This window comes from Priestia flexa NBRC 15715 (assembly GCF_001591565.1).
In the GTDB taxonomy this organism is placed as follows: Bacteria; Bacillota; Bacilli; order Bacillales; family Bacillaceae_H; genus Priestia; species Priestia flexa.
Genome location: NZ_BCVD01000012.1, coordinates 17,214 through 39,428, shown reverse-complemented (window position 1 = coordinate 39,428; position 22,215 = coordinate 17,214). Strand labels below are relative to the sequence as shown.

General features: G+C 37.0%; 26 protein-coding genes and 2 riboswitches. Of the genes, 12 read left to right on the top strand and 14 right to left on the bottom strand.

The genetic code is table 11. The annotated features are described in order from the left end of the window. Window positions 1-31: 31 nt before the first annotated feature. Window positions 32-1,234 (bottom strand): methionine adenosyltransferase, encoded by a 1,203-nt coding sequence (gene metK, locus BFL01S_RS03730; protein WP_025909521.1) that lies wholly within the window; start codon window positions 1,232-1,234, stop codon window positions 32-34. Window positions 1,235-1,368: 134 nt separating this feature from the next. Beyond that, window positions 1,369-1,486: riboswitch (SAM riboswitch) on the bottom strand. Window positions 1,487-1,758: 272 nt separating this feature from the next. Here metK and pckA point away from each other — a divergent pair. Continuing rightward, entirely contained in the window at window positions 1,759-3,351 is a 1,593-nt protein-coding gene (gene pckA / locus BFL01S_RS03725; RefSeq protein ID WP_025909522.1) for a phosphoenolpyruvate carboxykinase (ATP), read from the top strand. Between the two features lie 30 nt (window positions 3,352-3,381). Here pckA and BFL01S_RS03720 read toward each other — a convergent pair whose 3' ends face one another. Then, window positions 3,382-3,624: a DUF2584 domain-containing protein gene (locus BFL01S_RS03720; protein ID WP_025911924.1), complete on the bottom strand. Its 243-nt coding sequence runs from the start codon at window positions 3,622-3,624 to the stop codon at window positions 3,382-3,384. Between the two features lie 61 nt (window positions 3,625-3,685). Further along, window positions 3,686-4,468, bottom strand: a complete 783-nt coding sequence (locus tag BFL01S_RS03715; RefSeq protein ID WP_025911923.1) for an alpha/beta hydrolase family protein — start codon at window positions 4,466-4,468, stop codon at window positions 3,686-3,688. Between the two features lie 175 nt (window positions 4,469-4,643). On the opposite strand from BFL01S_RS03715, the gene BFL01S_RS03710 reads away from it, so the two are divergent. The 3 genes from BFL01S_RS03710 to BFL01S_RS03700 are packed head-to-tail and all read left to right on the top strand — an operon-like array spanning window position 4,644 to window position 7,205. Then, a complete protein-coding gene (locus BFL01S_RS03710) occupies window positions 4,644-5,642 on the top strand; it encodes an ABC transporter substrate-binding protein (RefSeq protein WP_025911922.1) in 999 nt (332 codons plus the stop codon). Between the two features lie 2 nt (window positions 5,643-5,644). Further along, the gene (locus BFL01S_RS03705; RefSeq protein WP_025911921.1) at window positions 5,645-6,424 is read left to right on the top strand and encodes an ABC transporter ATP-binding protein; all 780 of its coding nucleotides are present in this window, start codon (window positions 5,645-5,647) and stop codon (window positions 6,422-6,424) included. Further along, window positions 6,402-7,205, top strand: a complete 804-nt coding sequence (locus BFL01S_RS03700) for an ABC transporter permease (RefSeq protein ID WP_025911920.1) — start codon at window positions 6,402-6,404, stop codon at window positions 7,203-7,205. Before BFL01S_RS03705 ends, BFL01S_RS03700 begins: the two co-directional genes overlap by 23 nt. Before the next feature lie 47 nt (window positions 7,206-7,252). Here BFL01S_RS03700 and ytkD read toward each other — a convergent pair whose 3' ends face one another. From ytkD to BFL01S_RS03680, 4 genes are all read right to left on the bottom strand, one after another. Next, a complete protein-coding gene (ytkD, locus tag BFL01S_RS03695) occupies window positions 7,253-7,726 on the bottom strand; it encodes an RNA deprotection pyrophosphohydrolase (protein WP_061784919.1) in 474 nt (157 codons plus the stop codon). Window positions 7,727-7,886: 160 nt separating this feature from the next. Beyond that, window positions 7,887-8,195 (bottom strand): hypothetical protein, encoded by a 309-nt coding sequence (locus tag BFL01S_RS03690; RefSeq protein ID WP_061784918.1) that lies wholly within the window; start codon window positions 8,193-8,195, stop codon window positions 7,887-7,889. Window positions 8,196-8,264: 69 nt separating this feature from the next. Then, the gene (locus BFL01S_RS03685; protein ID WP_061784917.1) at window positions 8,265-8,663 is read right to left on the bottom strand and encodes a phage holin family protein; all 399 of its coding nucleotides are present in this window, start codon (window positions 8,661-8,663) and stop codon (window positions 8,265-8,267) included. A 131-nt stretch (window positions 8,664-8,794) separates the two neighbouring features. Then, window positions 8,795-9,235, bottom strand: a complete 441-nt coding sequence (locus BFL01S_RS03680; RefSeq protein WP_061784916.1) for a Dps family protein — start codon at window positions 9,233-9,235, stop codon at window positions 8,795-8,797. A gap of 181 nt (window positions 9,236-9,416) precedes the next feature. Between BFL01S_RS03680 and BFL01S_RS03675 the strand changes: the two genes are divergently transcribed. Further along, window positions 9,417-9,674, top strand: coding sequence for a hypothetical protein (locus tag BFL01S_RS03675; RefSeq protein ID WP_025911911.1), 258 nt, complete (start codon window positions 9,417-9,419; stop codon window positions 9,672-9,674). Between the two features lie 93 nt (window positions 9,675-9,767). Here BFL01S_RS03675 and BFL01S_RS03670 read toward each other — a convergent pair whose 3' ends face one another. After that, window positions 9,768-10,241 (bottom strand): S-ribosylhomocysteine lyase, encoded by a 474-nt coding sequence (locus tag BFL01S_RS03670; protein WP_025911910.1) that lies wholly within the window; start codon window positions 10,239-10,241, stop codon window positions 9,768-9,770. Window positions 10,242-10,408: 167 nt separating this feature from the next. Here BFL01S_RS03670 and yidD point away from each other — a divergent pair, with 167 nt between their 5' ends. After that, entirely contained in the window at window positions 10,409-10,630 is a 222-nt protein-coding gene (gene yidD, locus BFL01S_RS03665; protein WP_035321473.1) for a membrane protein insertion efficiency factor YidD, read from the top strand. Here yidD and BFL01S_RS03660 read toward each other — a convergent pair. Next, a complete protein-coding gene (locus BFL01S_RS03660) occupies window positions 10,627-11,211 on the bottom strand; it encodes a beta-class carbonic anhydrase (protein WP_025911908.1) in 585 nt (194 codons plus the stop codon). The genes yidD and BFL01S_RS03660 overlap by 4 nt on opposite strands. A gap of 124 nt (window positions 11,212-11,335) precedes the next feature. Between BFL01S_RS03660 and BFL01S_RS03655 the strand changes: the two genes are divergently transcribed. Both BFL01S_RS03655 and BFL01S_RS03650 read left to right on the top strand, forming a co-directional pair. Further along, entirely contained in the window at window positions 11,336-12,523 is a 1,188-nt protein-coding gene (locus tag BFL01S_RS03655; RefSeq protein ID WP_076513435.1) for a GTP-binding protein, read from the top strand. Window positions 12,524-12,608: 85 nt separating this feature from the next. After that, on the top strand, window positions 12,609-13,565 hold the full coding sequence (locus BFL01S_RS03650; protein WP_061784915.1) for a metal ABC transporter substrate-binding protein: 957 nt from the start codon (window positions 12,609-12,611) through the stop codon (window positions 13,563-13,565). A gap of 32 nt (window positions 13,566-13,597) precedes the next feature. Here the strand turns inward: BFL01S_RS03650 and BFL01S_RS03645 are convergent, their stop codons facing one another. Continuing rightward, window positions 13,598-13,849 carry a type B 50S ribosomal protein L31 gene (locus BFL01S_RS03645; RefSeq protein ID WP_025911905.1) on the bottom strand — a complete coding sequence of 84 codons (252 nt, stop codon included), beginning with the start codon at window positions 13,847-13,849 and terminating at the stop codon, window positions 13,598-13,600. 154 nt (window positions 13,850-14,003) lie between these two features. Between BFL01S_RS03645 and BFL01S_RS03640 the strand changes: the two genes are divergently transcribed. Beyond that, entirely contained in the window at window positions 14,004-15,332 is a 1,329-nt protein-coding gene (locus tag BFL01S_RS03640) for a cytochrome ubiquinol oxidase subunit I (RefSeq protein WP_061784914.1), read from the top strand. A 17-nt stretch (window positions 15,333-15,349) separates the two neighbouring features. Then, window positions 15,350-16,387 (top strand): cytochrome d ubiquinol oxidase subunit II, encoded by a 1,038-nt coding sequence (locus BFL01S_RS03635; protein ID WP_025911903.1) that lies wholly within the window; start codon window positions 15,350-15,352, stop codon window positions 16,385-16,387. 151 nt (window positions 16,388-16,538) lie between these two features. On the opposite strand, the gene BFL01S_RS03630 is transcribed toward BFL01S_RS03635, so the two are convergent. Together BFL01S_RS03630 and BFL01S_RS03625 are read right to left on the bottom strand one after the other, a co-directional pair. Continuing rightward, a complete protein-coding gene (locus BFL01S_RS03630) occupies window positions 16,539-17,306 on the bottom strand; it encodes a PD-(D/E)XK nuclease family protein (protein ID WP_061784913.1) in 768 nt (255 codons plus the stop codon). Window positions 17,307-17,347: 41 nt separating this feature from the next. Beyond that, a complete protein-coding gene (locus BFL01S_RS03625; RefSeq protein ID WP_025911901.1) occupies window positions 17,348-17,629 on the bottom strand; it encodes a DUF2325 domain-containing protein in 282 nt (93 codons plus the stop codon). Window positions 17,630-17,841: 212 nt separating this feature from the next. Between BFL01S_RS03625 and BFL01S_RS19850 the strand changes: the two genes are divergently transcribed. Further along, entirely contained in the window at window positions 17,842-18,000 is a 159-nt protein-coding gene (locus tag BFL01S_RS19850) for a DUF1540 domain-containing protein (RefSeq protein ID WP_064484027.1), read from the top strand. 100 nt (window positions 18,001-18,100) lie between these two features. Beyond that, entirely contained in the window at window positions 18,101-18,304 is a 204-nt protein-coding gene (locus BFL01S_RS03620; protein ID WP_025911900.1) for a hypothetical protein, read from the top strand. Window positions 18,305-18,337: 33 nt separating this feature from the next. On the opposite strand, the gene BFL01S_RS03615 is transcribed toward BFL01S_RS03620, so the two are convergent. Both BFL01S_RS03615 and BFL01S_RS03610 read right to left on the bottom strand, forming a co-directional pair. Next, window positions 18,338-19,384, bottom strand: a complete 1,047-nt coding sequence (locus BFL01S_RS03615; protein WP_025911899.1) for a ribonucleotide-diphosphate reductase subunit beta — start codon at window positions 19,382-19,384, stop codon at window positions 18,338-18,340. A gap of 17 nt (window positions 19,385-19,401) precedes the next feature. Continuing rightward, window positions 19,402-21,597, bottom strand: coding sequence for a ribonucleoside-diphosphate reductase subunit alpha (locus BFL01S_RS03610; RefSeq protein WP_235859199.1), 2,196 nt, complete (start codon window positions 21,595-21,597; stop codon window positions 19,402-19,404). A gap of 182 nt (window positions 21,598-21,779) precedes the next feature. Further along, window positions 21,780-21,965: riboswitch (cobalamin riboswitch) on the bottom strand. Between the last annotated feature and the right edge of the window lie 250 nt (window positions 21,966-22,215).

The window sequence follows — 22,215 nt, the reverse complement described above, 5'->3', positions numbered from 1 at the left end:
TCGCTGTCTCTTTTGAGACAGCGACTTTTCATTATTTAGCTAAAGCTTCAGTTTTTAAAGCTTCTGCTTTATCAGTGAACTCCCAAGGAAGCTCAACATCAGTACGACCAAAGTGACCGTATGCTGCTGTTTGCTTATAAATTGGGCGTCTTAAATCAAGCATTTTAATGATACCAGCTGGACGAAGATCAAAGTTGTTACGTACTACTTCAACTAATACTTCTTCAGTTACTTTACCTGTTCCAAATGTATCAATAGAGATTGAAACTGGCTGAGCTACACCAATGGCATATGCAAGCTGAACTTCACAACGATCAGCTAATCCTGCAGCTACAATATTTTTCGCAACGTAGCGTGCTGCATATGCTGCTGAGCGGTCAACTTTTGTTGCATCTTTACCAGAGAATGCGCCACCACCGTGACGAGCATATCCACCATAAGTATCAACGATAATTTTACGACCTGTTAATCCTGCATCACCTTGAGGACCACCAATTACAAAACGTCCTGTTGGGTTAATGAAGTACTTCGTGTTCTCATCGATTAATTCTTGTGGAACAACTGGATTGATTACATATTCTTTTAAGTTACGTTGAATTTGCTCTAACGTTACTTCTGGATGATGCTGAGTTGAGATAACGATTGTATCAACACGAACTGGTTGATTGTTTTCATCATATTCAACCGTTACTTGCGTTTTACCATCTGGACGAAGGTAAGGTAAAATTTCTTCTTTACGCACTTCTGTTAAGCGACGCGCTAACTTATGAGCTAAAGAAATTGGTAACGGCATTAATTCTTTTGTTTCATTACAAGCGTAGCCAAACATTAAACCTTGGTCACCAGCTCCGATTGCTTCAATTTCTTCATCAGACATTGAACCTTCACGAGCTTCTAACGCTTGGTCTACACCAGCAGCGATATCTGGAGATTGCTCACCGATTGCTGTGATTACTCCACAAGTATCCGCATCAAAACCATATTTTGCACGCGTATAACCAATTTCTTTGATTGTATCACGTACTGTTTTTTGAATATCTACATAAGTAGATGTTGTGATTTCACCACTTACTAATACTAAACCAGTTGTTACGCTTGTTTCACAAGCAACACGAGCATTTGGATCTTCAGCTAAAATAGCATCAAGAATTGAGTCAGAAATTTGGTCACAAATTTTATCTGGATGTCCCTCTGTAACAGATTCTGACGTAAACAGACGACGTTGTGTTGACATCGGTTTTCCTCCTTTAAATATGATACATTGTGATACGGTACTCATTCCCTTATTGTGGTTCATTTACATTTTTTCAATATAAAAAACCTTTCCTTGTATCGAGGAAAGGTATCAAGTTCTGCATAAGCCTTTCACTCTTATCGATCAAGGTTTATTCCCTTGCATCAGGTTAGCACCTTATCACCTCTATGGAAATGGGTGATGGTTGCTGGGTTTCATAGGGCCTGTCCCTCCACCAGCTCGGGATAAGAGAGTATCCGTTCAAGGACATATCATACAGGAAAATGCTCTGTTATGTCAATAACATTCCTATGAAAATCACTTAAAGGTTGTATTTTCCTCCCCTATTATTTACAGAAACCTTTCACTAGTAAGATCATCTCACAAAAACGTTTTATGCTCTCTAAAACAAAAAAATTCGCAACATTTTAACATTTTCATTCGAATAGTATAGACTATTTAAAGTAATGTGTTATACTAATTGTACATTTAAACATCATTTTAAAAAAAGGAAGGTAGTGCACATGAGTACTGTTAATATGTCTATTGAATTAGCCAATCTCCTGGAATCTGAAAAAGTGAATCACCAACTATCTGTTTCTCAATTAGTCGAAAAGATTTTAGAGCGACAAGAAGGCGTATTGACTTCTACAGGTGCTATTCAAGTTGAAACAGGAAAATATACGGGGCGTTCCCCACACGATAAATTCATTGTAAGCGATTCCTTAACATCTCATACTGTTGAATGGGGAGATGTGAATCAACCGTTTTCATCTGAACGATTTGACGCGCTTTATAAAAAAGTATTAGAACATTTAAAAGAACAAAATGAGCTATTTGTGTTTAACGGCTATGCGGGCGCCGATGATAAATATCAGCTTCCAATCCAAGTCGTAAATGAATACGCATGGCATAATTTGTTTGCTCACCAACTATTTATTCGTCCAGAAGACACGAAGCTAAAAAGTGATGCTGAATCATTCTCAATTGTATCAGCTCCTACTTTTAAAGCTGTTCCAGACATTGATGGGACAAATTCAGAGACATTTATTATTATTTCATTTGAACGAAGAGTTGTTTTAATTGGTGGAACGGAATATGCAGGTGAAATGAAAAAATCTATTTTCTCAGTAATGAATTTCCTACTTCCTCAAAACAATATACTTCCTATGCACTGCTCAGCTAATGTTGGCAAAGAAGGTGATGTTGCACTATTCTTTGGACTATCTGGCACCGGAAAAACAACATTATCAGCTGACGCTACCAGAAGACTAATTGGTGACGATGAGCACGGTTGGTCTAGTACAGGCGTATTTAACATTGAAGGCGGTTGTTATGCAAAATGCATTCAACTATCAAAAGAAAAAGAGCCTCAAATTTTTAATGCCATTCGATTTGGAACAGTTTTAGAAAATGTTGTGATTAACTCGAATACTAGAATTGCAGACTATAATGATAATAGCTTAACAGAAAACACTCGTGCTGCTTATCCAATTCAAGCAATTGATAACACAATCTTACCGAGCGTTGCAGGACATCCTACGGCAATTGTTTTCTTAACCGCAGACGCATTTGGAGTTTTACCTCCAATTAGCAAACTAACAAAAGAACAAGCAATGTATCATTTCTTAAGTGGGTATACAAGTAAACTTGCGGGAACAGAGCGCGGAATTACTGCGCCACAGGCGACGTTCTCTACTTGTTTTGGTGAACCATTCTTACCTCTTCCACCTACAGCCTATGCTAAAATGCTAGGTAAAAAAATTGATGAGCATAACGTAAATGTTTATCTTGTGAATACGGGATGGACTGGTGGAGAGTATGGTGTTGGAGAGCGAATGAAGCTAGTTTACACACGCGCAATGGTTCAAGCAGCGTTAGAAGGAGAACTCATTAGCGTAGATACAGTTCAAGATCCTATCTTTGGACTTGAGATTCCTGCACATGTTCCTGGTGTCCCTGATGAAGTACTTCAACCAGTAAAAGCATGGAAGAATGCAAATTTATATGAAGAAAAAGCTCATCAATTAGCACAAAAGTTCACAAAGAACTTTGAGCGCTTTGCAAATGTAGCTCCAGAAATTTCACAAATGGGCGGACCGATTATTTCAAAATAATGAAAAGCCGGAATTTAATTCCGGCTTTTTTTAGTTTGTGGAGTGTAGCTTTATTAACTCGTATGTGACAACGGTTTTATTTTGCTCTAACTCAAGCTTTTTAATAATACCTGTCCCAACGCGTTCACCATTCTTCGTTTTATGAATACTAAGCGGAACCTCAAGAGGGTATAAGCGGTAGCCTTTTTTTTCAATTTGAAATACATTATCTACTACTCGCTTCTCATTTCCTTTTGTAACAATCATCGTATTTAATTCTAGTGGCATTCCCATCCTTCTTACCTCCCTTTCTTTTCCTCTATTGTACAATGCTTTTTCTATGCTGGCATATCTTTTATTTTGTTTTCATCCATTCAGTTAAATTTTTCACTGTCTCTCGGTTTTGCTTCGGAGGAAACGCATGAGGAAATCCATCAAAGTACCAGCTTTCCACGGGCTTCCCATGTTCACTCAGCATTTTCTCTAATTGATATGCATGCTCAATTGACACGTTTGCATCTTCTTTTCCATGTATTAACAATGTCGGTATACTTAGCTTATATGCCTGAGTTAGCGGTGAACGCCATTCATACCTGTCTGGATATTTCGAAGGTGTCCCACCAATGACCCTTTTCATCATACGCCTTAAATCTGTTCGCTCTTCATAGGTAAGAATCATATCCGTTACCCCTCCCCATAAAACAAGCGAACGTGCTGAACTTTTTTCAATGGCAGTAAACAAAGCCATTACGCCTCCTCGCGAAAAACCAAATACATGGATTCGGTCTTGATGAACTCGAGGGTAATTGACAAGTAAGTCATAAGCTGCAAAAGCATCGTAACGATCATCTCCCCCAAAATCTTCGTTTCCTTCTCCACCTTGATTCCCTCGATAAAATGGAGCCATTACAATGAATCCTTGAGATGCGAATTGAATTAGCCTCCCTGGTCTCACAGTACCTACATTTTTTATGCCACCTCTTAAATATAAAAATCCATCATATGTACCTTCTTCTTTTGGTTCCGCTAACATCCCCTTAATTTTTAAACCTTGACACATATACGTCACAATTGACAACGAAATGCGTGGATTGGGAGATGGAAAAGGATATTGACTAATAATAGTTCCGTCCTTCATAAAAAACCCTCCTTATCATTCAATCGTTTTTAACCAGGCGTTCACACTATTTTATCCATTATCATATATTATTGTAGAAAAAGTCACGCTATCAATCCTACTCCACATATTGGCCTATTACTATGTTTCATCATAATTGATTTACAATCTTATTTTAACGTTAGGAGGAAATACCATGCGAAAAATAAAATGGCTGCTGTCCATCATCACTATTTGTATTTTAACCTTCACTTTAATGAGCTGTGGTAAACAAAGCTCAATTGAAACTGTTCGCGTAGGAGAAGTAACAAGATCCATCTTTTATGCTCCCCAATATGTAGCTATATCAAAAGGTTTTTTTGAGAAAGAAGGACTAAACGTAGAATTAAAAACTACTTGGGGCGGAGACAAAACGATGACTTCCCTTTTATCCGATGGCATAGATGTTGCATTAGTTGGTTCAGAAACTTCAATCTATGTCGCTGCACAAGGTTCTGATGATCCCATTATTAACTTTGCGCAACTAACGCAAACGGATGGCACATTTCTAGTAGCACGTGAAAAAGTTGATAACTTCTCATGGGACCAGTTAAAAGGAAAAACATTCTTAGGACAGCGTAAGGGTGGCATGCCACAAATGGTTGGAGAGTACGTCTTAAAAGAACATAATATTGACCCTAAAAACGATCTAACACTTATTCAAAATATTGATTTTGCTAACGTTTCAAGTGCTTTTGCATCTGGAACTGGCGACTATGTCCAACTATTTGAGCCAACGGCCAGTATTTTTGAAAAAGAAGGAAAAGGTTACATTGTTGCTTCTTTTGGTGAAGAGTCAGGAAAGGTTCCATATACAACATTCATGTCAAAAAACAGCTTTTTAAAAGAAAATCCTGAAACTGCTGAGAAATTTACAAGAGCTATCTATAATGCACAGCAGTGGGTTGATACGCACAGTGCAAAAGAAGTTGCTGAAGCAATCGCTCCTTATTTTGACGACACATCAATCGATACAATTGAAACCGTTGTTGAGAGATATAAAACCCAAGATTCATTTGCTACTAACCCAGTGTTAGATAAAGAAGAGTGGGAAAACCTTCAACGCATTATGGATGAAGCTGGTGAACTACCTAAGCGTATTGATCACAAAACATTAGTCAACACAAAAATTGCAACTGACGTCATGGAGCAGTAACCATGTCAGGCTTACAAATCACAAACGTCCACCACGTATATGTCACAATGAAATCAGCCACCACAGCTTTAGAAAATATCAACCTTTCAATTAAAGAAGGAGAATTTATTTCTTTTCTAGGACCTAGCGGATGTGGAAAGACGACGCTTCTTTCGATTTTGGCTGGGTTAATTAAACCAACTTCAGGTGAAGTAAACATTAAGAATAAACTTGTTCAAGAGCCTACAGCAGAAGTTGGTTATATGCTTCAACAAGACTACTTATTTCCCTGGAAGACGATAAAAGACAACATCCTTCTTGGACTAACAATCCAGCGTAACCTTACAAAGGAACATGAGCAGCGAGCATTAATGCTCTTAGAAGGAATGGGATTGAAAAGCGTTTCAGATTTTTTTCCACATCAATTATCTGGAGGTATGCGCCAACGTGTGGCGCTCGTTAGAACACTCGCTACGAATCCTAGTATTTTACTTTTAGATGAACCATTTTCAGCTCTAGACTTTCAAACGAAATTAAAGTTAGAAGAGCTTGTATCAAAAACCTTAATGACTTATGAAAAAACGGCGGTACTCGTTACGCATGATATTGGAGAAGCAATTGCCATGAGCAATCGAATCGTTTTATTTTCAGCCAACCCAGGAAGAATTGCTCGAATTTTCACCGTACCACCTATCCTTCAGACTCTGTCTCCTTTTGAAGCTAGACAACACTCTGTATACAACGACCTGTTCATGGAGATTTGGAAGGAGTTGGATCACCTTGAATCAGCCTCACAATCCTGATGTTTTACATCAGCAATACAAATCCGCAGTAAATAGCGAAAAGCGAATCATTCGTTTGGTTCAATTATTTATCTTCTTATCTTTTTTTGGGATATGGCAACTGGCATCTTCGCTCAAGTGGATTGACCCTCTTATTTTCAGCTCTCCACTCCGAGTGTGGAATTTGTTTATTGAAAAAACAGGGGATGGTTCATTATTAGAACACATTGGCTTTACGTTGTTTGAAACAGTACTTGGATTTATTATTGGAACGCTGTGTGGTATCATTTTAGCAACTTTGCTATGGTATTCAAATCGTTTAGCAAAGGTTTTGGATCCCTATTTAGTTATCTTAAATGCTATGCCAAAGGTAGCTCTAGGCCCGATTTTGATTGTAGCCATTGGACCTGGTTTCTTTTCCATTTTAACAATGGGCGCAATCATTTCTGTCATCATCACTGCTATTGTTGTCTATACAGCTTTTAAAGAAGTCGATCCAAACTATGTGAAATTACTGCAAAGCTTTGGTGCTACTAAGCATGATTGTTTTAAACAAGCAATTTTGCCTTCTACAATGCCAGCGATTATTTCAACCTTTAAGGTGAATGTTGGCTTATCATGGGTTGGCGTAATTGTGGGAGAATTTTTGGTTTCGTCTAAAGGGCTTGGATATATGATTATCTATGGCTTCCAAGTATTTAACTTTACCCTTGTTATTTTAAGCTTGTTGCTCATTGCTGTATTTGCAACTGGGATGTACCAAGCAATTTCCTATCTAGAAAAACGACTAACGCGTCATTAATATTAATACTAAAAAGCCCTGCTATGATAACAGGGCTTCTTTGTTTCTTACAAAAATGTGCGCTTTACATGCTTCATCACGTACTGTAAAACATTATCTTTCATAATAAAACTGTATTTCGCATTTTTTTGAATTCCTTGTTCTGGAATTTCTCGAATAACAACCGGTCCTTTTGTTTCCATATAGTCATCTTTTGGGACTAACTTTGAGACATTCGCAAAATAAATGTTTTTTATAATTGTTTTTCCTTTACTAACTACTTTATATTGACCAATATACGAGAGATTTTCTACTTCTCCACCTGTTTCTTCAAATACTTCTCGAACTGCCGCTTCCTCCGGTGTTTCCTCTAGCTCCAATTTACCTCCCGGAAACTCCAACCCCCGCTTAGAATGATTAGTTAGCAACCATTGTCCTTCGTATCGACAAACAACCCAAACGTGACGAGGAGTTTTTGAAAACGGACTGCGCTCAAACGATAAAAAAACCTGATTGTGGTATGCGTCCTTAAATGTGTACATCGTCTACTCAAACTCCATTTGATTTTTTCCTTATTTTATCACACATTTAAGTACTATCTCTTAGCTTTTCGAATAGAAATAACGGATTTTCTACCAATATTCTCGATAAAAGCCCTTAATAATCATTAATAGTAGCACTACTTTTACATTTTTATTATTTTTATGAAGGTAGAATTCCCATTGTGCGAATATGAGCCTTTGCATTCTCATCTCCTAGCTCATACAACATTTGATATAGCTGAGTATTCATATCATCATAAGCATCATTTTGACGATCATGATGATATTCTAGATAAGGAATATGCGCTCGAAGGAAACCTTGCCAATCATCTGAATAACGTTGATCTAAACGCTCTCGCAGTTGCTCTACTTCCAAATCGGTCGCACTTATTTTAAAATTCCATTCCGATGCCGTACTCACTTGAGAAATCTCACCCGAACCGAGGGATACATAATACGTTTTTTTCATTGAAAGATATTCAGCTCCTTTATACTGACTTACCTTTCTTATTTGTATAATGGTTTCCTTTTATACTGATCATTTAATTTGATTTTTTAATTTCTCAATTGCCTGCTTAATAACGGCGGGCACAGGAAGACCTACTCGACCAGCGTTCTCCGTAATAGAAATCATCTCATTTAAAATATAGAATAATATCGTTATATCTCTGATAAAATGATTGTCCGGCCAAAATATTTGGTCCATGAAGTTAGCCATCATAACAAGAGCAAAAATAAAAACCTTTTTGGCAATGCCCCGAAAGCCTACCTCACTAGATAAACTCTTATCAATAAACGCTGCAACTGTTCCAGTGACATAATCAACTGCTACCAGTGCTACTAAAGCCATCAATAAATAATTCCATTCCCCTACTAAGAAAAAGATAAATGAACCTAAACTAGATAAAGATAACAAGGATAGTTTGTACATATTCATTTTTCATCCTCTCAACTATTTACATAGTGGTACATACTATCATATGCAAAATAGTGAGAAGTGTTCTTCATACATGCTATCGTTTGTACACTTTTATGGAATAAAAAAACTTGCGAGAAGCTCGCAAGTTTTTATTTTCCTAAGAAAGAGTTTAACATCCACATATGCTTTTCCAGACTTTGATGAATAGCAAGAAGCATGTCACCTGTTGTCTCATCATCCACTTCGCCAGCTACATCCATACCTTGTTTTAACTCTGTTGTTAGCGTTGTGAAGTCTTTTACTAATTCAGATACCATGTCTTTTGCTGTTTCATTTCCATGTGCTTCTTCAATTGAACTCATTTCTAAAATTTCTTTCATTGTAGCAACTGGGCTACCACCTAGAGCTAATAAACGTTCTGCTAAGTCATCAATTACTGTTGCCGTTTCTATATAAAGCTCTTCGAATTTTTCATGCAACGTAAAGAACTGTTCGCCTTTTACATACCAATGATAATTATGTAACTTGATATACATCACGCTAAAATTTGCTACTTGCTTATTTACGATTGTTGTTAACTCTTTAGACATAATACCCACTCCTTAATGATTTCTACTTCAATTATCTCTAGTATAGTAGTACCCCTTTTTCCTTGATTAAAACATTTTTTTAGAAGTTTTTCGTACTCTTCCGCTATTGACGATAAACCTTTTTTTATTATCATTTTCACAAAAAAAACGAAATGATTACGATTTAAAAAGGTGGATACATTTGATTTACGATTGGATACGTGTCTTCTTAGCAACTGGCTTTGTTCAAACATTACCTGAAAAGCAGTGGCTGACACCCTTGATTCATGAGCATAAGTTACATTGCAGTGAGTATGGCTGTCCTATTGTTTCTCACTCACTACAATGGGGACCTAATCTATATGTTACAGGGGCCTTAGCTGAACTAGAAGTGGGACCGATCCCTAGAAATATTTCTGGTGCTAGACAAGCTGCGCAGCTCATTGTGAATAGTTTATAAAAATGGTCTAACACTAAACTTTTTAAAATACGTAGGTCGGCATTATGCTTAAACTAAAAAAACTCTAGCTTTCAAAGCTAGAGTTTTTTTAGTTTAACCGAATACCTTTGCTAAATCTTCTTTATCTTGATTCAACCAGAATTGCATTAAGCGCTTTGCTCCTTCTAAATCATGAAGCTTTGCTTGACCGCACTGCTTTTCGTTTGCAGCTGGAATTTCTGTGATTGTAATTGCATCTTTTAGTGTGTCTTCTAAAAGATCAATAATTTCTTCTACTTTTGGTTCTCCGCTGACAACAAGATAATATCCTGTCTGACAGCCCATAGGAGAAATATCAATAATATCAAAATGATCATATTTCTCTACGTGAGTACGGATGTTAAAAGCTAATAAATGCTCTAATGTATGAATAACATCAGGCTTCATCGCTTGCTTGTTGGGCTGGCAAAAACGAATATCAAATTTATTAACAACGCCGTCACTACCTACCTTGTGTACACCACAATGTCTTACATAAGGGGCTTTTACAGCGTTATGATCTAATTCAAAACTTTCTACTGATGGCATGCTATCACTCCTTTTTTATTCTTACTTTTTATCATACACTTAATTCCGATTTTTTTCATCAATTTAATATACTATATACCTGGTATTTGCATCCTGTGCTTTTTTTTCGATATATTTATAGAAAAGAATCTGTTTAGAAAGATGTGATATCAGTGCTTGCTAAAATCATGCTGAGTATTATAAAAGTATATCAAAAAGTTATTTCGCCACTCACACCTCCTACGTGTCGCTTCTATCCAACATGTTCTCATTATGGGGTTGAAGCGATTAAGCGATTTGGAGCTTTTAAAGGCGGGTGGTTAACGATAAAGCGAATTTCCAAGTGTCATCCTTTTTACCCAGGAGGTATGGATCCCGTGCCCGAAAAAGAAACTGCAAAAAAAGATTAGCTATTTTGCTTTTCTTTAACATACTCGTATCCATCTACAATAACGTCTAACTTTCCTGTGCCTGGATCAATAACAAGACCATGTACAGGAATATGCTTTGCAAATAAAGGATGGTTACGAATTGTAGACGTCGTGTGTTGCACCGTTTCTTCAACCGAATCGAATCCTTTTAACCAGCTTTTTAAATCAATTCCTGACTTTTCAATTGTATCGATTACTTCTTCTGAAATCCCTTGCTCTTTTACAGCTTCTAAAAATGAAATCGGCTCTAATTTTCCTGCACCACAATCATGGTGGCCAATTACATATACTTCATCTGCTTGAAGTGCATATACAGCTACTAAAATGCTTCTCATGACACTTCCAAAAGGATGAGATACAAGTGCCCCTGCATTTTTCACAATTTTCACATCACCGTTACGTAAGTTCATTGATTGAGGAAGTAATTCCACTAATCTTGTGTCCATACAAGATAAAATAACCATCTTTTTATCCGGCAGCTTGCTTGTCTCATATTTGCGATATTCATTATTTTCCACAAACTTCTCATTGTAAGTTAAAATCTCATTTAATAGACTCATGTTTCCTACTTCCTTTCCTATGTAAAAATTTTTTTAATCGTTCCCCTTGTATTATACTAAAAATTCTTATATGATGTAACAGCATAAATCGTAACTATTCTTATTTAAAGAAAGGAAGAACAAAATGAAACAAGTACCTGTTACAGTATTAAGTGGTTACCTAGGTTCAGGTAAAACAACTTTATTGAATTATATTTTAAAAAATAGAGACGGGCTTAAAGTAGCCGTCATCGTCAATGATATGAGCGAAGTAAATATTGACGCCGACTTAGTAAAACAAGGTGGCTTTTCTCGTACTGAAGAAACATTAGTTGAAATGCAAAACGGATGCATTTGCTGTACGCTACGAGACGATTTAATGAAAGAAGTTGAACGTCTCGTTGATAAAGGAAATATCGATTACATCGTCATCGAATCTTCAGGAATTAGTGAACCCATTCCAGTTGCCCAAACGTTTACGTATATCGATGAAGAGCTTGGCATTGATTTAACAAAAAAATGTTCTCTGGATACGATGGTCACAGTAGTAGATGGAAATCGTTTTTGGGAGGATTTCTCATCCGGTGAAAGCTTGTTAGATCGTAAAGAAGGTAACGATGAACATGATACGCGTGAAGTTGTTGACTTACTCATTGACCAAATTGAGTTTGCAAATGTCATTCTGCTGAACAAAGTCGACTTACTGACAGAAGAAGACGCAAAAGAGCTGGAGTTAGTCTTAAAGAAGCTGAACCCTGAAGCTAAGATTATCCAAACAATTAAAAGTGTGATTGACCTAAAAGAAATTCTAAATACTGGTCTATTCGACTTTGAAAAAGCGAGTCAAGGAGCAGGTTGGATCAAGGAGCTAAATACAGATCACCACACTCCAGAAACAGAAGAATTCGGCATTTCTTCTTTTGTTTATAGACGAAAGCGTCCATTTCATCCAGAACGGTTAATGACATGGCTTGAAAATTGGCCAGTTGATATTGTCCGAACAAAAGGCTTTTTCTGGTTAGCTTCACGGAATGATATGGCAGGGCTGCTTTCACAAGCTGGAACATCGATTATGATCCAAGGTGCAGGCGAATGGGTAGCTGCATATTCAGAAGCTGAAAAGCAACAGACATTAAGAGAAGAGCCCGAGCTTCTCGAAAAATGGGACGATACATTTGGTGACCGCATGAACGAGCTAGTTTTTATTGGATTGGAAATGAATGAAGAAGAAGTCATTTCTACGCTTGATCACTGCTTGCTTACTGATGCAGAAATGCAGCAAGATTGGTCGGCTTTCTGTGATCCTCTACCTAAATTCACGGTCCAGTCATAAATTTATAGTTTCCAAATCGTAACTATTACGATATAATAACATAGGTCATTGTTCGTAACTAGTAATCGAAAGGAGAATTATATATATGAAAGTTAAAGCTACATTTATGGCATTAGCATTAGGTACAGCAGCATTTTTAGCTGGATGCGGTGCTGACAATTCAGATGAACAAGCAAGCAGTAAAGACGATAAATTAACGGTTTATACAACTATTTTTCCACTGCAAGATTTCACTAAGAAAATTGGTGGAGATGAAGTAAATGTTGAGAGTGTACTTCCTCCTGGAGTAGATGCTCACTCTTACGAACCAACAACAAAGGATATAGTAGAAATCGCTAAAGGTGATGCTTTCATTTATTCCGGCATTGGATTAGAAGGCTTTGCTGATAAAGCGCAAGATACCTTAAAAAATGAAGATGTGGCTATGGTAGAAGCAGCTAAAGGTATTGAGTTAGCTGAAAGTACGCATTCTGATGAAGATGAACATGCTCATGAAGATGAACACGCTCATGGTCACGGAGATACGGACCCACACATCTGGTTAGACCCGGTCTTATCAATTCAATTAGCTGAAAACATTAAGAATGAATTAATAGAACTAAAACCAGAAGCAAAAGAAGAGTTTGAAAAAAATTATGAAGACTTAAAGGCTCAGCTAGAGGAACTTGATCAAAAGCTAGAAACAACTATTTCTGAAGGAAAGCACAAAGAAATTTTAGTTTCCCACGCTGCATATGGATACTGGGAAAAACGTTATGGCTTAACTCAAATTAGTGTGGCCGGCTTATCTCCAACAAATGAGCCGTCACAAAAGCAGCTACAGTCTATTATTAAAGAAGCAAATGAGCATAACATTAAATATTTTATTTTCGATCAAAACTTAGAGCCTAAAGTATCTAAGCTTGTTCAAAAAGAAGTAGGTGCAGAAGCGCTTACCCTTCATAACCTGGAGTCTGCAACAAAAGATGATGTAGCAAACAAGGAAGATTACTTCTCAATTATGGATAAAAACATTGAAACACTTCAAAAAGCGTTAAACTAAATACAAACAAAAATAACTAGCCCATTAGCTAGTTATTTTTGTTTCATATTGTATTTTTGCATGAAGCGCTCTGCACGTCCGCCTTTATCAGCAAACTTCTGTCTACCAGTATAAAATGGGTGTGTATCAGAACTTACCTCCACTTTAATTAATGGATATGTTTGACCATCTTCCCATTCCGTTGTCTCTGAAGAGTGCATTGTAGAACCTGATAGAAATTTAAATCCGCTATTTGTATCCATAAACACTACTTTTCGGTAGTCTGGATGAATATTTGGTTTCATCTTATAATCCTCTCCTTTAATAAGATATACATCTATTATATCGTAATGATTATTATTTTCAATTATTCTGTTTCAAAAATTTATTGATGAATAAATCGTGGTAAAAAGTGGACAATAAGGCTTATCAATACTTGATTGGAAAGGTTGTATTTCAATGGAACATTTAGTAACTGCTCGTTCGATGTTTGGTATGACCATGGGAGTTCACATTATTTTTGCTACGTTAGGCGTAGGAATTCCTTTAATGATTTTATTAGCAGAACTTCTCTATCAGCGCACAAAAGACAAAGATTATGAGCTAATGGCAAAGCGTTGGACAAAAGGCGCAGCGATTTTACTAGGCGTTGCTATCCCAACAGGAACTATTGCTGGAGTACAGCTAGCCTTACTATGGCCAGGTTTCATGGAAGTTGTTGGGAAAGTTATGTCATTACCTTTTCAAATTGAAATCTATGCTTTTTTTATTGAAGCACTCTTTTTGTCTATCTACGTGTATGCAGCTGATCGAATTTCGCGAACAATGCGAATTGTAAGCCTTATACTTGTAGCTATTGGAGCTGTAGCTTCAGCTGTGTTGATTACAAACGTCCATGCGTTTGAAGGAACTCCGGCCGGCTTTCGAATTGTAAATGGCGAAATTACAGATGTCGATCCGTGGGGAGCTTTCTTTAACCCAAGTTTTATCACAACAGCTGGACACGTTGCTGTATCTGCTTATGCGACGGGTGCCTTCGTTATTGCATCCATCGCTGCATTTAAGATGCTTCGCTCTCGTAAAGAGCCTAGACTTTATCGTTTTCACCAAAAAGCACTAATGATGGGGCTAATCGTTGGAGGGATATTTTCATTTTTAACAGCTCTAAATGGGCATGAATCTGCGCAGCTTCTTTATGAATATCAGCCAGAAAAGCTTGCAGGTGCAGAAGGTTTATTTGAAACGACCGACTATGCACCGCTCACTATTGGGGGATTTACAGATCGTGAAACTCAAACCGTCAAATGGGGAATTGAAATTCCATGGGCACTAAGCTTTCTAGCAGATGATCGCTTTGATACGGTTGTTGCGGGACTCAATGATTTTCCAGAAGAATACTGGCCCCCCCTTTTCATCCATACTCTTTTTAACGGTATGGTAGGGATTGGATCACTGCTTATTCTACTATCTATCCTAGGAATTGCTTGGTATAAATTTATGAAAAAGCGTGGTTTTCCAAAGTGGTTAATGTGGGCATTTGTTATTTCTGGTCCTTTGGCCATCCTATCAGTAGAATTCGGCTGGATTTTCGCATGTACAGGTCGACAACCTTGGGTAATTTACCGAATTATGAAGACCTCTGAATCCGTTACAACCTCTGCTAATTTAGAATTTTTATTTGCTCTATTTTTAATTGTATACGCTATACTCGTTGTTGCTGTTTCACTTGTTCTTATTTATTACTTCAAGCGTAATCCATTGGAGAAAGAGCTTGCAGATATGAACTAAAAGGATGTGGAATTAATATGGGTGATTCACTACTTGCCATCACGGTCATTTGGGGATTTATTTTTATTTATGCTGTTATGGGAACAATGGATTTTGGAGCGGGATTTTGGTCAATGGTTTACATTAATCGTGAAAAAACCAATGCTACAAACATCGCTAACCGCTATCTCTCTCCAACTTGGGAAGTAACGAATGTATTTATCGTTGCAATTGTAGTTGGTTTATTTAGCTTCTTTCCTGGAGCTACGTTTACGCTTGGAACTGTTCTATTAATTCCAGGAAGTATTATTCTATTGCTTTTAGCACTTAGAAGTGGTTTCCTTGTATTTTCAAATTATACTAAGGGAGCTCGCCATCAAAAGGCTCTCGTTTATATTTCTGGTCTATCAGGCGTGTTGATTCCAGCGTTTTTAATTGCTGTTTTACCAATTAGCCAAGGCGGTTACATCGATACCATTGATGGAGTTGAAAAACTAAACTTACTCAAAGTATTTACCAGTCCAAACGTATATGCTTTTATAGGATTTGCTGTCAGCTCTTCGTTATTTCTATCCTCATTGCTTTTAGCTGATTACTCCAAGTCCTCAGATGAAATGGAAGCATATGAGGTATATAGAAGAGATGCGCTCATCACAGGTCCTATATCACTTGTCATGGCCATTCTCATTATGCTGACACTGCGTATGGAAGCCACTTGGCTTTATAATAACATGATGGAAGACAAACCCATCTTATTTATTTCCTTGTTTTTATTCCTAGTAGCAGGCGGAGCTCTTTTACTTCCATCATCAAAAGGAAAAGGAATGCCTAGACTAGCAGTTGTTGCGATTGTTCTTCAGTATTTTTTAGCGAGCTATGTATATGGAAAAGGTCATTTACCATATGTTATTTATCCGAATGTAACCATCGAAACAGGATTTACCCATCCTGATGCTTTTCGCTCATTATTCATCACGTACATTGTAGGATTTGCTATTTTATTCCCTGGATTCTACTATTTTTGGCGCTTGTTTATGAAAGACAACCGAAAGTATATTGGAAAGAAGCCGTATTAAACTAAAGAAGTAAAGAACGATTTATCTGTTCTTTACTTCTTTTATTATGTTTGCTGCAATATTAAGTGCATACGCTTTACACTTTTCTACATCTTCTCCATATGGAGCAAGCTCTACTTTTAAGCCTTCTGTCATTAAGGTGCCACCTTTTTCACATAAACATTGTTAGTTTCTCAGCTTGAATAGTTGAATCTGTGATGCACTCAAATCGAAGTGGACAATTTTTGCACTCTTGTAACGAACTTGTCTTTTGAAAAAACTTTGGCTCTTCTAGTACATCTTTCATCATTTTCAGTTTATTAACTGACTCTAAATAATTTTCAGATACAATTTCAACAGTCTCTCTCTTCCCTGTTAGAAGTGAATAGAAATGAATAGCTTTTGGCATTCTATTGAATGCATGCTTGGTAAAAACCATCATAAAGGCTGTCAGCATTTCTTTTACTTCTGATTGATCATCAATTAGAAACTTTGTTACTTCATAAGAAGAATCCGACCAATATGCTGCATCAATTAACAGTGAAATATTTGTTTCTAATTCAGGAACGTATACTCCATATTTTTCATAAACAAATAGTGGCGTATCATCTTGCAATTCACTCATAAGAAACGTTAACAAATGATCACTCACCGATGCTAGGACTTCATAGTAATGAATTTTCGATTGGAAAAGTTCCGGTGAGAGCTTGGACCAATACCTTTCAATTAATTGTAAAATAAAATATGCAGATCTTTCATATGGCGCTTTTGCATAATATTCTTTGACAACCTTATGAATGGTTACGCTGACGAGACTTCGCCAATCAACCAGTTGGTGTTTACGAGCTTTAAGCTGCCTCTGATAAAATTTATAAGGGCATTGAATAAACTCTTCAATATGATGACTAGCCAAGGTTTTGATTTGAACTTTTAATTGCATCCTGTCACCACGCTTTATAAAATCACCTGTTGCTTTATCCTTTATGATACTTGTTCAATTACTTTGCGAATTGCGCTCCATGAATGCTTAACAAAATAAATTGGCTTTTGCTGCTTTTTCGCTTTTTCTTTAATGACCTTTGCCATGTTGTGGTTAATAAAATCTGTAATCACAAGTACAAAACCAATATGATCCGGAATTTCTCGCTTCACCATATTACTTTTTCTTCCATCAAGATGAATAACTTCGTTAAACCCCTCACCTGCTAACCGATCTGTAATATGCTTTAAACGATCTCCTCCAACAACCATAACTGATGACATGTATTTCTCCTCCTATACGATAAAATTAAGTTTATTTAAAATCTTAACGATGATTTAATCTTGTTTGCTATATACATAGAATAATTGAGAATGATTCTCTTTGTCAATTATTAATTGATAAAAATTCTCAATTAATTTTCTAATCTCTCGATTATAACAATAATGAAAATTGACCATACTACATATATCACGCGTATAAAGGAGGGGAATATATGTCACAAAACGTTCTTTGTGAAGTGAATAACTGTCATTATTGGAAGCAAGGCAACCGTTGTGGAGCAGACGAAATTTACGTAGTCAGCCATGCTGGTAAAAAGGCTTCTAATAGCCGCGAAACAGATTGTAAAACATTTAAACCTGAAGATCTTTAAATCGGTTATCCTAAAACAAACTTTGTTCTATTCCTAATTAATAAAAAAGGACAACCACGCGGGTTGTCCTTTTTCATATCAACGAAAGTGAAGGTAATATATGAATACCAATCAACTTGTTCATTTTTTCAAAGCAGAAGCTGTTAAAGCCAATAAACAAACGTTCCCCATTTATGTGCAATCATTTGCTCATTTATGGCAGTATGAATGTGGAACATTAGAAACCATTCCACCTGAAATTGACCTACTTATCACTACTCGTGCTATTGAACTAGGCCTTATTTCAACACAGGTAGCTGACTAAAACTGTTGTAGCCATTTAGTCAGCTTCTTTATTTTACAAATCATCAAATCCATTTACATCTGATGCTTTTGTATATTGTCTTGACTTTTGCTCAAAGAAGTCTGTCTTACCAAGGTCAACCTCTTGATACGCAACAATCCAACGCAGCGGATTTTCAATTGGTGCATCAGGAAACGCTACGCGCCCAAATCCCATTTGATTACAGCGTTTATTTGCCATATATTCGATGTATTGACGAATATCTTTCATCGTAATTCCATCAAACTTCTCACCAATGACTGACTCAGCCCATTCAATTTCAAGCTGGGCAGCTTGTCGGAATGTTGAAGTAACAAACTCTTCAAGCTCAGCCGTACGCTGTTCTGGATTTTCATTTAGCACTTCTTTAAAGATTTTTTCAAATAACCCCACATGAAGCTGCTCATCACGATTAATATAGTTAATCATCGTGGATGTGGCAACCATTTTTTGATTGCGTGCTAAGTTGTAGAAAAACGCAAACCCACTATAGAAGAACAGACCTTCTAAAATAACATCATATACAATGGACTTTAAAAAGTTTTCAACTGTTGCCTCTTCAGCGAATGCTTTATAACCATTTGTCACAAAGTCATTGCGTGCACGAAGCTTTTCATCCGTACGCCAATATTCAAATACTTCATCTTGCTTAGCTTTTGGCACTAAGCTTGATAATACATATGAATAAGAGTGATTATGAACAACTTCCTGCTGAGCTAAAATAATCATCAGCGCATTGATTGAAGAATCCGTAACATAATCAGCAACTTTGCTCGCATAATCTGACTGGATGCTGTCCAATAAAGCCAACAAACCAATAATCTTTAAAAAGCTCTCCTGTTCATCCGCTGTAAGCTGTGGAAACTGTTTGATGTCCTGTCCCATATTAATTTCAAACGGTGTCCAGAAATTAGCTAGCATGCGCTTATACTTTGGAAACGCCCAAGAAAATCGTACATCATCCCAGTTTAAAATATTTGAGGTTTCACCATTAATAATTCCCGTTGAGCGGTTCGGGGCATTTTCATTCATAATCTCACGTTTCTTTAGACTGTTCGTCAACAAAATCGACTCCTTTCTTAGCTATGGCAGCTTTCACACTCATCAATTACTTCGCTAGACGTAGAGCGAACATAATACGTTGTTTTTAGCTTTTCTTTCCATGCAGTCATGTGTAAATCTAGTAAATCTTTTGCACGAATATCATTTTGAACATAAATGTTAAACGATATAGATTGGTCAATATGACGCTGACGCTTTGCATTTTGCTTAATGCTCCAATGTTGGTCGATTAAATAAACAGACTTATAATACCAATTCGTTTCCGGTGACAAATCTGGAGCAGTAACTGGAATTTTATAGTTTTTCTTCTCTTCTGAATAGAACTTACGGAAAATCGGATCAATACTAGCCGTAGACCCAGCAATGATGGAAGTAGATGAATTCGGCGCAACGGCCATTAAATATCCGTTTCGAATTCCCTTTTCTTTCACAAGCGCCTGTAGCTCATTCCACTGATTACTTTCGTAACCGCGTGCTGCAAAATAAGCTCCTGTTTCCCAATCGGACCCTTCAAATAGAGGGTATGCTCCTTTTTCTTCTGCAAGCTCCATGCTTGATTGAATCGTTAGGTAAGCAATTTTTTCATATAACTCATCGCAATACTGAACAGCTTCTTCTGTTTCCCAAGCGATCTTTTGTAGAGCTAATAAATGGTTCCAGCCAAACGTACCTAAACCGATAGCACGATAGCGTTGGTTTGTTAGTTTTGCCTGTAGAACTGGAAGGTTATTCAGTTCAATTACGTTATCTAGCATACGAACTTGAATGGGCACAAGGCGTTCAAGTACATCTTCCGTTACTGCACGTGCTAAGTTGATAGACGATAGATTGCAAACGACAAAGTCACCTGGTTGCTTTGTAATGACGATTTTTCCATCTTCTGTGATTTCTTCAACCACTGTTGTCATGCTTTGATTTTGCGTAATTTCTGTACATAAGTTACTGCAATAAATCATGCCCTCATGACGGTTTTGGTTAGCACGGTTCACTGTATCACGGTAGAACATATATGGTGTTCCTGTTTCTAATTGTGAAATCATAATTCGTTTAAAAATTTCAATCGCAGGCACTTTTTCTCTTGATAGGGATTCATTTTCAATACATTCACGATAACGATTTCTAAAGGAGCCGCTGCCTTCCTCTTCATCATAGAAATCTTCTAGCGAGTAACCCATTACCGTACGAACTTCATGAGGATCAAACAAGTACCAGTCTTCACGTTTTTCAACAGCTTCCATGAATAAATCCGGCAAGCAAACGCCAGTAAATAAGTCATGCGTACGCTGACGCTCGTCTCCATTGTTTAAACGTGCATCTAAGAAAGAAAAAATATCCTTATGCCATACGTCTAGATATACAGCAATTGCCCCTTGACGTTGACCCAGTTGATCAACACTAACTGCTGTGTTATTAAGCTGTTTCATCCAAGGAATTGTTCCTGATGATACGCCCTTAAACCCTTTTATATCGCTACCTCGGCTACGGATATGACCTAGATATACGCCAATTCCACCACCGTTTTTACTTAGCGTAGCTAAGTCCGTATTGCTATCATAGATACCTCGTAAACTATCATCAACCGTATCAATAAAGCAGCTTGATAGCTGTCCATAGCTTTTTCCTGCGTTCGCTAATGTCGGCGTTGCCACTGTCATGTAAAGGTTTGAAAGTGCCCAATATGACTCTTTTACCAGCGCTAAACGCTCTTCTTTCTTTTCATTTGCCATGAGTGTCATAGCAATAATTAAAAAGCGTTCCTGCGGTAGCTCGTATACACGCTTATCATGTGATGTTGCTAAATAGCGATCAGCTAATGTCAACAGGCCAATATACGTAAATAGGCTATCTTTTGTATAATCAATGGCTAAGCCTAGCTCATTAATCTCTTCCACAGAGTATGTATCCAAAAGCTGTGTACTATAAATCCCCATATCTGTAAGCTCTGTAATAAGCTTATAAAATGAGCCGTACCTTTCAGCTTGATCGTATTTTCTATTGGCGGCAGCTTTGCGATATAGCTCTTGTAAATAGATATGAGCTGCTACATATGTCCAATCTGGCTCATCCATTGAAATTCGCTCAAGTGCTGCTAAAATAAAAACATTTGCTATTTTTTCGTCCGTCATATTCTCTTTCGCAGCAACTGTTTCTACTACCTTTTCCTCATACCATGAAAAATCAAGTTGTGGAAATTTTTCACCAAGTAGTTTCATATCATAATTTACTTTTTCAAGTTTATTTAAATCTGTTGTATTAATCATAAAAATAAGTTCCTCCTTTTTCTCCAGCATAAAAAAATCGCTCACCTGACGCAGTGAGCGAATAGAACGAAGATAAAAGAAGACAAAATGTCTTTTCTCAATCCTCGCTCTATCCTCTCACCTCCCGAAGAAGATAAAACGTCATAAAAAAGGCAGGTCTCCTGACTTATGCTTCGCTTTACTCTAAGGCCTTCCCATGATCGTTACTCACAGTGGCTATTCCTTATTTCATCAGCATTCACAGTTGCGGGGACAGTTTTGGATTTACACCAAATTCCCTTTTAAGTCTTTTTTCAGACACCTTTTCTACTGGAAAACACAAAATATAGTATATGAAGTTTTAATCAAAAACAAGATGTTGTGTTATAAACACATTATAAGGGACAACTTACAGAACTACAATATCTTTTTCAAAATAAATTCCCGCACATTTACCCCACCCTTACTTAACATACTGATTTACGCCTTTGTTAAGTAAGGTTTCCTAAACATATGTAAAAAAAGAAATTTTTAAAAGTTTTGTTAGGTATTAGCAACTAGCCACTACAAACAGTCTTATTTTTCATCAAA